The organism is Paenibacillus sp. ALE3, assembly GCF_054113405.1.
Genome location: NZ_CM134214.1, coordinates 4,160,353 through 4,176,118, shown reverse-complemented (window position 1 = coordinate 4,176,118; position 15,766 = coordinate 4,160,353). Strand labels below are relative to the sequence as shown.

At 42.9% G+C, this 15,766-nt stretch carries 1 protein-coding gene; it reads left to right on the top strand.

Annotated features, from left to right (window positions below):
• Positions 1–2 precede the first annotated feature (2 nt).
• Entirely contained in the window at positions 3–15,752 is a 15,750-nt protein-coding gene (locus tag ACXHJ2_RS18510; protein ID WP_165082675.1) for a non-ribosomal peptide synthetase, read from the top strand.
• Positions 15,753–15,766 lie beyond the last annotated feature (14 nt).

The following is a 15,766-nucleotide window of genomic DNA, read 5'->3' as shown; positions in this document are numbered from 1 at the left end:
GCATGTATACAAATAGGTTCAAAACACTGGTTGATGTTATTACAGAACGGGGAAAGTGTGATCATAAATTTATTACTTTTATTGAATCGGATCAAAACGAAACAACACTTACTTATAAAGATTTATATTGGGAAGCTCTAGCATTTCTGGGGAATCTTCAGGATGCAGGAGTTAAGCAGGGACAGGAAATCGTATTTCAAATAGAAAATAATCATCATTTTGTGAAAGCGTTTTGGGCTTGCATTCTTGGTGGTATGATCCCGGTACCTGTCAGCATCGGTAACAATGATGAGCATAGAATGAAACTTTTTAAAATTTGGGATGTTCTTAACGATCCTTTTTTACTCATCGAGCCCAAAATATTAAAAGACCTTGAGAAATATACATTGAAAAGCAACCAAGATGACCTATTCGAAAACATTCGTCATCGTCATCAATTACTTCTTCAAGACCATGAACAACCCAAGCAATCCTTTGCAAAGATACACACCCCTCAATTGGAGGATATAGCATTTATTCAGTTTTCCTCCGGTTCCACAGGTGATCCTAAGGGAGTCATCCTTACACATCATAATCTCATTCATAACACAAGTGGAATTATAAATAGGACAGTCGTCACAGAGCAAGATTCGTTCTTGCAGTGGATGCCTCTAACCCATGATATGGGTTTAATTTACAATCATATTACCCCATTAGTTGCTGGAGTGAATCAGTATATTATGCCAACTTCGCTGTTCATTCGTCAGCCAGTACTTTGGATAAAAAAAGCTAGTGAACATCAAGTAAGCATTATTTCATCGCCAAACTTCGGATATAAGTATTTCATGCAATTTTTCAAACCTGAAAAAGTGAAGAACTGGAACCTGTCCAAGATCCGTGCCATCATCAATGGTGCTGAACCTATCTCTCCTGAATTGTGTGACACCTTTCTTGACAAATTAGCTCCTTTTGGATTAAAAAGAACGACTATGCGAACATCATATGGTTTAGCAGAAGCATCGGTTGCAGTTGCTATCCCGCCAATCGATACTGAATATATAACCGTTTATGTTGATCGTAAGCACTTAAACATTGGAGAGTCCGTCTTGGAGGTAGACAAGACTTTTCATAATGCTCTGCCATTTGTTGTGGTCGGTCAGTCGTTAGATTATTGTGAAATCAGAATATGCAATGACGAGGATGCAGAAGTCGCAGATCGCGTTATTGGGCACATACAAATCAAAGGTGAAAATGTTACAAAAGGATACTATAACAACGAAGATTCGACATCCAAACTTTTGACGTTAGATGGATGGGTGAGAACTGGCGATCTGGGGTTCTTCCGTGAAGGTCAATTAGTCGTCACAGGGAGAGCAAAGGATATCATATTTGTAAATGGACAGAACGTTTACCCTCATGACATCGAGCGTATCGCTGAGGAAGTAGAAGGAGTCGAACTTAATCGTGTGGCGGCGTGTGGAGTTCGTGTAAATGGGATGGAATCAGAGGAAATTGTGGTATTTGTCGTATCCAAAAAGACGATAGAAAAATTTTCTCCAATTGCATCTCAATTAAAAAAACATTTGTATCGTCATGGAGGATGGGCGGTTCACGATATTATACCTATTAAGCAAATGCCCAAAACGACCAGTGGGAAGTTACAGAGGTATAAGCTTGCGGCTCAGTATGAAGCGGGACATTATCAGGAGACTTCGATAGTTTTAAAAGGGATCATGGAGCAAGAAAACAAAAATCAAAAATTGCCTACACTTTCGTTTGAGATCGAAAAAGTACTTCACGATATTTGCTGCGAGGTATTACTTAGGGAAGAGGTTGATACGAGAGATAGCTATTTTGATTTAGGAGCCAATTCCCTACAACTGGTTCAGATTACAGACAAAATTGAAAATCAGCTGGGGATTAAGCTTGCAGTTACCGATTTGTTTGATCACCCCTCAATAGCTCACTTGGCAGAATTTTTGGCGAGCCCTGCCGATTCTGAACAACAGCATATTCCTACAGATGATACGGATCACAACCATAGCAAGGACGTGGCTATTATTGGGCTTTCTTTGGACTTACCTGGTTCTTCATCTGTGTCACAGTATTGGGATCATATTGTTCAGGGCGATGACTGTATCGGGAACTTAAGCTCTCAACGTAAGCAAGACGCCATCGATTATTTATCAGTTGTGGATCAAAGGAAGGGAGAAGAAGAGTTTATAGAAGGCGGCTTCCTAGAAGAAATTGATAAATTTGATTATGCGTTCTTCAAGCTGAGTCCTGTGGAAGCAAGCTATATGGACCCAAATCAGAGATCATTCCTTCAGACTGCATGGCATGCACTTGAGGATGGGGGCTATGCAGGGGATCGGATTCATGGACAAAAGGTAGGAGTTTACGTCGGCTTCTCAAAAGTGGGCTACGATTATGAGCGGATGCTCTCTAAAGGAGAACCGGACAAATTTCACCAGTATATTGTTGGAAATTTGCCGTCAGTGCTGGCAAGTCGGATTTCGTACTTTCTTAATTTAAAAGGTCCAGCAGTAACAGTAGATACGGCGTGCTCCTCTTCACTTGTCGCGATTCATATGGCTTGTAAGGCGTTAGCGACGGGGGATTGCAAGATGGCGATCGCTGGAGGAATCCGAACGATGCTATTGCCAGTGAAGCTGGGACTAGATATGGAATCGCCAAATTACAGAGCTCGTACCTTTGATGCAGAGGCGGATGGAACAGGTGTGGGAGAAGGGGTTGCAGCGGTCCTGTTGAAGCCTCTCGATCAAGCATTGCAAGACGGAGATCGTATTTATGCTGTGATTAAAGGAAGTGCGGTGAATCAGGATGGTACAACGGTAGGTATTACTGCACCTAGTCCTTCCGCACAGGCAGAAGTGGTAGAGGCCGCTTGGAATGATGCGGCTATTCACCCGGAAACTCTATCATTTATCGAAGCTCATGGAACGGGAACTAAACTGGGGGACCCTATTGAGATCGCGGGATTGACACAAGCCTTTGAAAAATATACGGATAAAAAACAATTTTGTGCAATCGGTTCTGTCAAACCCAATATTGGTCACTTATTTGAAGCAGCAGGAATATCCAGTCTTATTAAAGCAGTTCTGATGCTGCAAACGAGGAAGAATCCTCCGTTGGTTCATTTTAAGAGGCCTAGTTCCCGTATTAATTTTGAATTGTCGCCGTTTTATTTAACGACAGAAGTAGCGGATTTAAGTTCAAATGATGCCCCACTTCGCTGCGGAGTAAGTTCTTTTGGTTTCAGTGGAACAAATGCTCATGTTGTTATGGAAGAGTTTATAGAAACGCGAACAGATGATGATTCTGTAAACACGCCGGATGGCATTCATCTTTTTACGGTTTCTGCAAAAAATGAGCGAAGTCTGCATCATTTGGTTGAGGGATATGTGGACTATTTACGCCAAAATCCAGCGGTTTCCTTGGAGCAGATGTGCTATACCACACATATCGGCAGAGCTCATATGGAACATAAATTAGCAGTTATTACTTCCAGTCCAGAGGATTTATTACACAAGTTGGAGCGATGGACTTCCGGGAACAAACGAGAGAATACACCTGATATGTATATAGGTTCTCATAAACAGAGCGTTGATCATAAACGGGAAAAAGATGATACGGTAGGTCGATTGATTACAGCCATTAGAGCAAGTGCACATACAGATGTTCACGCTCTACGCCAATTGGGTGAACTGTACGTCAAAGGTATGGCTATTCCGTGGCAAGCGCTTTATGCGGATGATATCAAAATAATCCAGTCGCTGCCTTTGTACCCTTTTGAACGAAATCGTTGCTGGTTTACTCCAAAAGTAGTGCAGATAAGTAACGTAGGCAGGGAGGAGAAAAGTATGGAGTCCGCGTATCCAAAAGAACTGCAAGCTACAGATCAGCTAGACTACACAGCGAAGATTTCCAAAGTATTAAAAGATGTAATCAGTAAAGTTTCCGGTTTTACGGTGGAACAACTGGATGAACAGATGCATTTTCTCGAAATGGGCTTGGATTCAATTATGCTAGTTCAAGTTCAAAAAGAAATTAGAGAACAATTTAATGTGGATGTTCCCATGAACCACTTCTTTGAAAGTGTTACAAACCTGGATCGTCTAACAACGTTTATTTCAGATTTGACATATACCACCCAATCGGTAGCGGCTGCTGATGCTCTAAGTACGGTCGATGATCGGACAGAAGTCAATCCAGAAAATACGGTTGCTGCAAAGTCTTCGTCCGAGTTTGGTGGCCTGGAAAAGTTACTCTCTCAACAAATTGAATTACTGAACAACCAACAGCTTGGACTTACTCAAGTGTTGACCAAACAACTAGAGATGCTTAGTGGCGGTCAAGGGGGAACTATTCAGGCTGCACCGTTAACAACAAACAAAGACACAGTCAGTGTTCAGCCTACAACTCTGCATGCTGTGGCAACTGACGTGCCTATCACTTCTACAATTAAAGTGAATACAACTACTGAATCCAAACCCTTTGTACCCTATCAACCTCTACTGATCGGTGAGGAAAGTGGATACAGTGGGCGGCAAAATGATTTCTTACAGCGTTTTATTAAACGATATACTCAACGAACCCGCGGGTCCAAGAAATACACACAGGATAGTCGATTGGTTCATGCTAATAATCGTCATGTGTCTGGGTTCCGGTCCTATTGGAAAGAAATCGTATATCCTATCATTTCAGAGAGCGCTTCGGGTTCAAGGATATGGGATGTAGATGGGAATGAGTACATTGATCTAACTATGGGCTTCGGGGTTCATTTACTGGGTCATAACCCAGCTTGGCTAACCGATACTTTGCGGAGCAATGTGCACGACCGTACGCCTTCGATCGGCCCTATGTCAAATACAGCAGGTGAGGTTGCTGCCTTGATTAGCGAGCTGACAGGTGTGGAGCGGGTTGCCTTTTATAATTCGGGGTCAGAAGCTGTTATGGTTGCTTTACGTTTGGCTAGAGCGGCTACAGGACGCTCCAAAATAGTGCTGTTTGCTGGTTCTTACCATGGAACGTTCGATGGTGTACTGGCTGTGTCCGATCCGAACTCAAGCGGAGGAGAGGCGTTACCCATGGCACCGGGAATTCCTTCGAGCATGATGGAGGATGTTATTGTACTCCCTTATAATCACCCGGATTCTATAAAAGCTATCAAACATTATGCACATGAACTTGCTGCCGTATTGGTTGAGCCTGTACAGAGTCGCAGACCGGATTTGCAACCAAAGGAGTTCTTGAAGCAAATTCGCGAGATCACAGCAAATTCGGGAACGGCACTTATTTTTGATGAAGTAATTACAGGATTTAGAATTCATCCAGGAGGTGCTCAGGCCTGGTTTGGAATTAAAGCTGATCTAGTTACTTACGGAAAAGTGGCGGGTGGAGGTATGCCTGTTGGCATTGTCGCCGGAAGCTCAGAGTTTATGGACACTGTAGATGGAGGTGTGTGGTCGTTCGGAGACGACTCCTATCCGGAAAATACGAATATTAAAACATTCGTAGGCGGTACTTTCTGCACACATCCGCTGACCATGCACACGGCTCTAGCGACTTTGAAATATTTGAAGTCTGAAGGGCCGAATCTTCAGGAACAACTGAACCGAAGAACCAACGAATGGGTAGCAGAGCTGAATACTTATTTTAAACAAAATAGTGTACCTATCCACATGGTGAACTATGGCTCACTATTCCGGTTTGTTTCGTTTGGCGACATTGAGCTCTTTTTCCATCTGCTGATTGACAAGGGAATTTACATTTGGGAAGGTCGCAATTGCTTTTTATCGACTGCTCATACAGATGGGGACCTTCAAAAAATTACACAGGCTGTAAAGGAAAGCGTGGAGGAATTGAGAAAAGGGGGATTCTTACCTGACAATACGCCATCACCGGATGGAAATGGAAACCGAAAAAATAATGTGGTTCCCATCGAATCCTCATCGTTCCCTTTAACAAAGGAGCAGCAGCAAATTTGGTTTGCTACGCAATCCAGAAGTGATTCATCCACTGCATTCAATGAAATAGCAGCCTTGCGGATGCAGGGTCAACTGCAGCTTGATACTGTAAAACGTTCAGTTCAAGCAATTGTGAACCGGCATGATTCGCTACGGACGGTTATTGACCTCGATGGCGAAGAACAGCATGTTCTTGACAACGTGAATGTGGTCATCTCACTGAGTGATTTCTCAGGATCTCCTCCATCAGAGCACGAAGAAAAGGTCAAGCAATGGTTTGAGGAAGAGGGGAAAAGGGCGTTTGATTTGACGTCCAAAGATCCGCTGTTCCGAACTCACATTTTACGTTTACAACCGGAAGAACATATTGTGGTGTTCACATTTCATCACATTGTTGCTGATGGTTGGTCGATGGCAGTATTTATCCGTGAATGGGAGCAAGCCTACACTTCTTTCTGCAAAGGTGAAAATATAGTCACGTTGCCTGTACCGCCAAAATTCAGAGAATTTCAAGCTTGGCAACAGTTGGAGCTAGAACATGCAGGAGTGAGTGAGGCAGTTTCTTACTGGGCACGGACATTGGATTCCGTCCCTGTCGCCATGGACATTCCGTCTGAGGACGGTGGCATGAAGAAAGCATCGTATAGAGGAAGAAGAATAAATATTCGGGCAGACAGTACGCTGGCGAGAAAGTTGAAAAAGCTTAGCATTAAAGCGGGTAACAGCTTGTTTGTTACACTGCTGAGTGCATATAAGGTGTTTCTGCACCGCTTAACTGGAAACACAACGATAGTAGTAGGTATTCCTACCTCTGGACAGTCTAGAATGGAACAAATTAATTTGATCGGTAACTGTGTTAACATGCTGCCGATTGTGAGCCATATTACCAGTAAAGATTCTTTATTTAAGTATATGGCACAAGTTAAGCAAGTCATGCAGGAGGTCGAACCGCTTCAAAGCTACTCTTTTGCTGATCTGATTGAGCGTATTGAGAACATACGGATACCTGAGATGAATGTCATCTTCAATATGGATCGACCAATGCAGAATTTTCATTTTCATGGACTGGACGTCGAATTGATACCGACGCCGATCCTGTACTCCAAATATGACATGTTTCTCAATGTGATGGAGGTCGAGGGAGAGCTTTGGTTTGATTTTGATATTAAAGCCAGCTTGGCCGCACCGGAAACAATGCAGATTTGGGCAGAGTATTTTTTACACATCCTGAATACGATTGCTGATGGGCAGGAACGGGATTTTGTAGATATCTCCCTCTTAAATCAGGATGAACTGAAATATGGGGTTAAAAACTACAGGGACTATGTGGAACTCGAATCCAGCGGCATCACGGACAACGATTCACCAAGAGCCATCTATTTACTGGATCATTATCTGCAACCTGCGCCTGTGGGGACGATCGGGGAATTGCATGTAGTACAGGAAAACGATTCTCCTTCCGAAAATTCAGTGTATTTACCGACAGGAATCCTGGCTTTGCGAACCGCAAACGGTGAATTGCGACTGTTGGGACCTGTTCAGAAGCGAGCCTATATAAAAGGACATGCCATATATACTGAACAGCTTGAACGATTTATTACCTCTATTCCACAAATTAGCGAGTGCCAAGTGATAGTTCAGAGTACAGAGGACAGAGCAGACACCCATTTGGTTGCATATGTTACGAGTATTAATGATGGAATAGAGGAAATCCTACGCAAGCAATTGCGAAATCATTTGCAAGACCAATGGGTACCTCAACAGATCGTTCAGCTTGAAAACATGCCCTTAAATTCGCAGGGATATGTAGACTTGTCGCAAATTTCTACTATGAAACAAGCTGTTAGCAAAGAACCTGTTGAGGCAGTTAGTAGCACGGAGAGAAAAGTAGGGGGAATTTGGGGAACGGTGCTGGGATTGAATCGTGTAAGATCTGATGACAATTTCTTTGATCTAGGAGGAGATTCGTTGAAGGCGACTCTCTTGCTTTCCCGAGTTCATCAAGAGTTTGGCAAACGAATCCCCTTGAATGTACTTTTTCATTCACCGACAGTTTCGGCCTTGACCAAGGTGATCGAAGGAGCCAAACAAGGTACAGCCGTTTCTATTAAAAAGCTCGAAGAATGTACGCATTATGCAGTATCTGATGCCCAAAGACGTATGTTTGTCTTGCAGGATATGGGGATAGGTACAGCTTACAATATTACGGGCCAGGTGCGTATTGAGGGGGATCTAGACATCCCCCGTCTTCAGAAGGCTTGCCTGGATTTGATTCGGCGTCATGAATCATTTCGTACTTCTTTTAATATCGTGGATGGCGAAATTGTACAAGTCATTCATGATGAGCCGGCTTTTGAAATCAAAGTCACCGAAATATTGGAGAAAGATGCAGACGAGATGAGTCGATTGTTTGTCCGTCCGTTTGACCTGCGCCAATGGCCACTCTTCAGAGCAGAATTGTTTCGCTTTGAAGCTAATAAACATATGTTGGTCATGGATATGCATCACAGTATTGCAGATGGGCTTTCGTTATCCATTTTCCTTAATGAACTCGTACAGCTGTATCGGAGTGAAATGTTAGCTCCGATCCAAATTCAATATAAAGATTTTGTTGCATGGCAAAAGGAACAATATACCAGCAACCGTTTGTTTGAACAGGAACATTATTGGAAAAATGTTTTGAACGGAGAATTACCTGTACTGGCAATGCCTACGGACTTCCCTAGACCATTACATCAAAGCTACGAAGGGGCTGTATTATCGTATAACATCACTTCAGCAATGACAGAGGAATTAAAGAAACTTGCCAAAAATACGGGGACTACGGCCTTTATGATCCTGCTTGCGGCTTACAATATACTGCTCGCAAAGTATACGGGTCAGGAAGATATTATTGTAGGAACAGCGGTGGTAGGACGCCAGCATCCGGACACGGAAACGATGATAGGAATGTTTGTTAACACGTTAGCTTTGCGGAACCGTCCGTCTCCTCAGCGGAGTTTTCATTCGTTTTTGCAAGAGGTCAAGGAAACGACTCTGCGAGCTATGGATTATCAAGACTATCCTTTTGAAGCGTTGATTGAGAGACTGGATATCCGCCGTGACCAAGGACGCAATCCTTTGTTTGATACGATGTTTGTCATGCAGAATTTTGAAATGAGTTCTCTTGAAGCCAATGGAGTAAAATTTCATCCAAGTGAATTCAATCCAGGGATTTCCCAATTCGATTTGGTACTAAGTGCTGACGAATGGCAGGAGGGTCTAGCCTTACGCTTCAATTATTGTACCCAATTGTTTCGATCAGAAACGATTGATCGCCTTGCTAGTCTCTATATACAAATATTACGCTCCATTTTAGAACAACCTTGGAGCGAGATTGGGAAGTTGGAATGGTTACCTGAGGAAGAGAAGTTGCAGCTAATACACGGCTTTAACACTTTTGATCTGTCCTCTTCATCTATAGTGGAGAAACAAGAAACGTTGCACTTGCAATTCGAAGAGCAAGCTCTCAAAAGTCCGGATCATGTAGCTGTAGTTCATCAGGGACATGTGATTACTTATAAAGAGCTGAACGAGAAATCAAATCAGCTGGCGAGGGCATTAATGAAGCGGGGAGTAGGGGCAGAAACTGTAGTCGGCTTAATGGCGGGCCGTTCATTAGATTTGGCCGTTGGTATGTTGGCTATTTTAAAAGCCGGTGGCGCCTATCTTCCAATCGACAGTTCTTATCCAGAAGAACGAATTCACTTTATGCTTGAGGATAGCGGGGCTGCTCTCCTGTTGTTGAATGACTCATCTAATTACAATGCTACAACTTATGAAGGTTTAGTCCTAAATATGGACGATGATGAGTGGTATAAAACAGAAAGCAAGTTGTCTTCAAAGTGGGAATCGGATTCAAGTCATTTGGCATATGTGATCTATACATCAGGCTCAACCGGTACTCCTAAAGGAGTTTGTATTGAGCATCGAGCGATATTAAATACGTTATCTTGGAGAATAAATGAATATGCACTAGAAGCAACAGACCGTATCCTGCCAATGCTGTCTAGCTCATTTGATGCTTTTGTGGGTGCCTTTTTTACTCCGCTGCTGTCTGGAAGTACGGTAGTGCTGCCTACAAATGAGGAACTGAGTGAATTATCGGCTCTGAAGACCTTAATTTTATCAAATCATATTACACATCTCGTGTGTACTCCTTCCATGTACATGTCTATTATAGAGGGTCTGACTCCAGATGAAGCCAAGTCTCTCAAGGTTGTAACGTTAGGCGGTGAGAAAGCAACGAAACGGTTGATAGAAGCCAGCCAAGCCAAACATCCTGGCATTCAATTGTTCAATGAGTATGGTCCAACAGAAAATAGTGTAGTTACAACGATGTTACGAGATATGGGGCCTGAAGAAGTGGGGTGTATTGGAAAGCCGATTCCTAATACGGGCGTTCTCATTCTGGATCAATACTTGCAGTTGCGGCCAATAGGGCTTTCAGGAGAATTATGCGTTTGGGGTAAAGGAATGGCGCGAGAATATCGTAATCGTCCTGAGCTTACGACGCAGAAATTTATCCCACACCCTTATTTGGACAATATGAAGCTCTACAGAACAGGAGATCTAGCGAGATGGTTACCTGACGGAACGCTAGAGTATCTTGGCCGCGCAGATCAACAAGTTAAAATCAGGGGCTACCGGATTGAGCCAGGTGAAATTGAAAACACATTGTTGGCTCATAGAGCGGTAAAAGAGGCAGCAGTAGTGATTAAAGGAACAGATGACAATCCGTATTTATGCGCTTATGCCGTTTTGCGGGAATCGGTTACAGTAGATGTTTTGAAAGACTATCTGTCGTCAAGCCTGCCTCATTATATGGTACCAGCCTATGTATTCTTGTTGGATGCGATGCCGCTGACAGCAAACGGCAAAGTTAGTAAAAGTGCATTACCTGAACCAGGGGAGCATTCTAGCAAAGAATTACAGCACGTTGGGCCCAATAATGAAACGGAGCAGCTATTGATCGAAATGTGGCAGGATCTGCTGGAGATTTCTCCGATTGGTATACACGATCATTTTTTTGAAATAGGTGGGCACTCGATGAAAGCGACCCTGTTGACTGCGAAAATCAACGAGGTCTTTCATATCGAAATTTCAACTCAAGATATATTTGGGGCACCAACAATCGAAGCGCTCTCCAAGAAGATTCTTGCTGCCAAACCCACAGATTACCAACGAATTGAGGCAGTGACTGAGGGAGCTTATTATGAGGTTTCTCCAGCACAATCCAGATTGTTGGCCGTGCTACCGCTAGATGAGACGGGTGTGGCTTACAACATGTCGGCAGCATTGATGATCGAAGGTCATGTAGATCGAAGAAGAGTGGAGCGTACCTTTGAACAATTATTAGCCCGGCATGAAGCATTTCGGACCTCGTTCGGATACGTGGATGATAGAGCGGTGCAATTTGTACAACCAGAGGTAAGCTTTGAACTTGGCTTTGCCCGGGCTGCTGGTGATATTACGCCAAAGGGCATAGATACATTGATCCATAATTTCATCCGTCCTTTTGATGTTGGTAAAGCCCCACTATTTCGGGCAGAGCTTCTTCAAATGGATCGTGATAAATTTATGCTTCTTATTGATATGCACCATTTGATAGCTGACGGTACTTCTATCGACACTATTATTAACGAATGGAACAAGCTGTACAAGGGAGAAGAACTTCCCGCTTTACCGCTTCAATACAAAGATTACTCTGCTTGGCTCAGATCGAATACAGAAATTCATGCAAAGCAAGAACAGTATTGGCTTGATCAATATAAAGGAGAACTTCCCGTACTAGATCTTCCTACAGACTATCAGCGGCCACAATTGCAGAGTTTTGTTGGAGATATGGTGAAAGTCGAACTGTCCGAAAAGCTTATAGAACAGTTGAATCTCACGTGTATTCAAACAGATAGCACACTCTTTATGCTTCTATTTGCTGCCTATAATGTGCTGCTGGGGAAATATGCGGGACAGGAAGATATCGTAATCGGCATTCCAACATCTGGACGAACGCATGCAGATACCAATGGGATCGTAGGGTTATTCGTCAATACCCTGGCTATTCGAAACCATCCGGCTAGTCATAAGAGCTTCAAAACCTTTTTGAACGAAGTAAAAGAAAACACGCTGCAAGCTCTGCAAAATCAATCGTATTCATTTGCCGAACTGGTTGATAAGCTGTCCATCAAGAGAGACCTGAGTCGAAATCCGTTGTTTGACACGATGTTCTCCTTTATGAATACGGATGCACAGCAGTGGCAAGCCGATAACCTTAATTTTGAGCTATATCCGTTCAAAACGGGTATTTCCAAATTCGATCTTGTACTGAATGCCGAACAAAAGGCTGAGAGAGTTCATCTGGAATTTGAGTACAGTACAAAACTGTATAAAAAAGAAACAATTGAGCTTCTCGTCGAGCATTACCTGAATGTATTGGAGGAAGTAGTCCAAAACGCTGATATGGCATTGACTGATATTAATCTTCTAAGCGCAACAGAAGCGGCTGCTATGGAGGAACGGTATAACAGCACTCATACAGCTTATCCACAGCCAAGACCCATACATCATTATATTGAGGAGCAGGCTGATAGAAGACCGGATGCTAAAGCTGTTATCTATCAAGATCAGGTGCTGACCTACAAGGAGTTAAATGATCAGGCGAACGCGATAGCAAGCAATTTGTTGGCTAGAGGAATTGGACTTGGAAGTTATGTGCCTATACTCATGGAACGGAGCTTGGAACTGGTAGTATCCATACTGGCTGTTATGAAAACAGGTGCTGCTTTTTCGCCTCTTGATACAGAGTGGCCTATTGACCGCTTACAGAGCGCCCTGCAGGATTTGGGAAGTTCTACCCTATTGGTCAATCCAAGTACACCTATCAGTTCAGAAATAAATGCTGAAGAGTATCTAGTTATAGACTGCTCTGTAGTCGAAAAGAGGAGTAACGCTATCAGTAACCCGGCAGTAGATGTAGATATGGAATCACCAATCTATGTAATCTTTACTTCGGGTTCAACTGGCAAACCCAAAGGGGTTATTGCTGCCCATAAAGGAATCACCAATCGTTTTCTATGGATGAACGACTATTTTGGAACATCGGCTGCACAAAGTGTTCTCCAGACGACTCATCATGTATACGACAGCGCGGTATGGCAATTGTTTTGGCCATTAATGAACGGTGGAACGACCGTGTTGCCGGAAACAGGCATGACCGTGGATGCTACGTACATGACGAATATCATTGAACAGGAGCGTATTTCTTTTACAGACTTCGTTCCATCCGTATTTAATGCTATTGTCAACCAGTTGGACCAAAATTCAACTCGAACCAAGCAATTGGATTCTCTTCAACAAGTTATTCTTGGTGGTGAAGAAATTACGCCATCGACGGTTCATACGTTTTTAACCATTTTTCCTCATGTTCAAATCACGAACCTGTATGGTCCAACGGAGGCAAGTATAGGCTGTGTTGCTTATCGAGTGACAGGAGATGAAGACAGAATTCCTATCGGAAAGCCAATTGCCAATACCAAGATTTATATATTGGACCCTGGACTAAAAAGGGTTCCCGTAGGAATCGCAGGAGAAATGTATATTGCAGGTACACCACTTGGGATTGGATATTTGAATGATCCGACTAAAACGAAGGCCAGCTTTATAGATAATCCTTATTCAATGCCTGGCTATGATAAGCTCTATAAAACAGGAGATTTAGCTAAATACTTGCCCGACGGTAATATTGCATTCTTGGGTAGATCCGATTTTCAGGTCAAAATTCGCGGCTATAGGATTGAGCTTAGTGAAATTGAATATCATCTTTTAGGCATAGCTGATATTCAGGAAACTGTCGTAATGGTCAAAGAGAATAAGGGAAGTTCTTATTTATGCGCGTATGTGGTTTCAGCTAATCGATTAGATACGGATCATATCAAAATGCAGTTGGCTAAGGAGCTTCCTGATTACATGATACCTTCGGTGTATGTTCCGCTTGACGTGATCCCCATTACACCTGGCGGAAAGATTAACCGTAAAGCATTACCTGAACCTGACTGGAGCGGTGCCTTAGAAGTGGAGTATGTGGAACCAACAGGTGAGACTGAAGTATTGCTGGCCCAAATATGGGAGGAAGTGCTTGCCGTAACAGGCGTGAGTGCAACTCACAACTTCTTTGATTTGGGCGGAGACTCTATTAAGGGTCTGCAAATCGTCTCGCGTTTGAACACACATGGCTACAAGCTAAGCATTAAAGAATTATTTTTGTACCCTCAGATTAGACAATTGAGCCCATTCGTTAAGGTGATCCGTCGGAAAATTAGTCAGGAAGCTATTGAGGGAGAGCTGCCTTTAACGCCAATACAGCAGCGATTCTTCCATCTACAGAAGATAAGTCCTCAGCATTTTAATCAGTCCGTCATGCTATTTTCTGAAGACGGTTTTGATGAGCAAGGGATTGTGGCTGCATTTGACTGCATCATTAAACAGCATGATGCCTTAAGAATGACATTCTGTCAGAGAGAAGATCGCATCGTTCAATACAATGAAGGGCTAAACAATCAACCACTATCCTTGGCGATAAAATCACTGCCTGAAGGTCTACCAGCAGAAGCATGGATTGAGCAAGAAGCAACGGCTATTCAAAGTAGCTTCGATCTCACAACCGGCCCTTTAATGAAGCTGGGATTATTCCGGACTGTTGAGGGAGATCACCTGCTCATTGCGGTTCATCACCTGGTAGTTGATGGGGTTTCGTGGAGAATTATTTTACAAGATTTTACGTCCCTTTATCAGCAATATCAGCAGGGGGCAGCACTACTCTTGCCAGACAAAACAGATTCGTACCGCTCTTGGGCACAAGAAATAAGCCAATATGCAACAAGCGAGGAGCTGGCACAAGAACTGGAATACTGGACACAGCTGGAGCAAACCGAGTCTGGAACGTTACCTAAAGATAACTCCTATGAAACCAATATGTTGCGTGATAGCGAAAATGTAAGTGTCTCACTTGATAATGAGAACACTAGTAAATTATTAAAACAGGTGCACCAGGCCTACAATACTGAAATTAATGACATTTTGCTCACTGCTCTTGGATTAAGTATCAAAGAATGGACTCAGCAGTCTCGTGTGTTGATCTATCTTGAAGGGCATGGGCGAGAAGAAGTGTTTCAGGAAATGAACATTTCCAGAACCGTTGGTTGGTTCACAACAATGTATCCATTTTTACTGGAAGTGGACAATGCGCATGATCTTTCATATCAGATTAAGAACATCAAAGATAGCCTTAGAAGGATACCGAACAAGGGCTTTGGGTATGGGGTATTAAACTATGCTCAAGTGAATGAGTCTGGTGTGACTGCCTTTCAAGCCGCTCCTGAAATTGCCTTTAATTATATGGGGCGTTTTGATACGGAACTAGATACAGATGTATTTACACTTTCTAAATTTTCCTCAGGAGAAGAGGCTAGTCCCTTTACGGAAAGATCCGTAGCGTTAGATATCAACTGCATTATTAATGAGAATAAACAGTTAATTATTACATGCAACTATAACAAGCAAGAATACCAGCAACAAACCATTGAACGAATATTGTTTTTATTCCAAAAACATTTGACGAATCTAATTGACCATTGCTGCAGCAAACAAGTAACGGAACAAAGTCCAACTGATTTTCTCTATGACAAATTGTCAATCGATGAGTTTCAGAACCTGTCCCAACTTTTAAGTAACAAACTAAACTTGTAGCAAAGTGGTGAGCC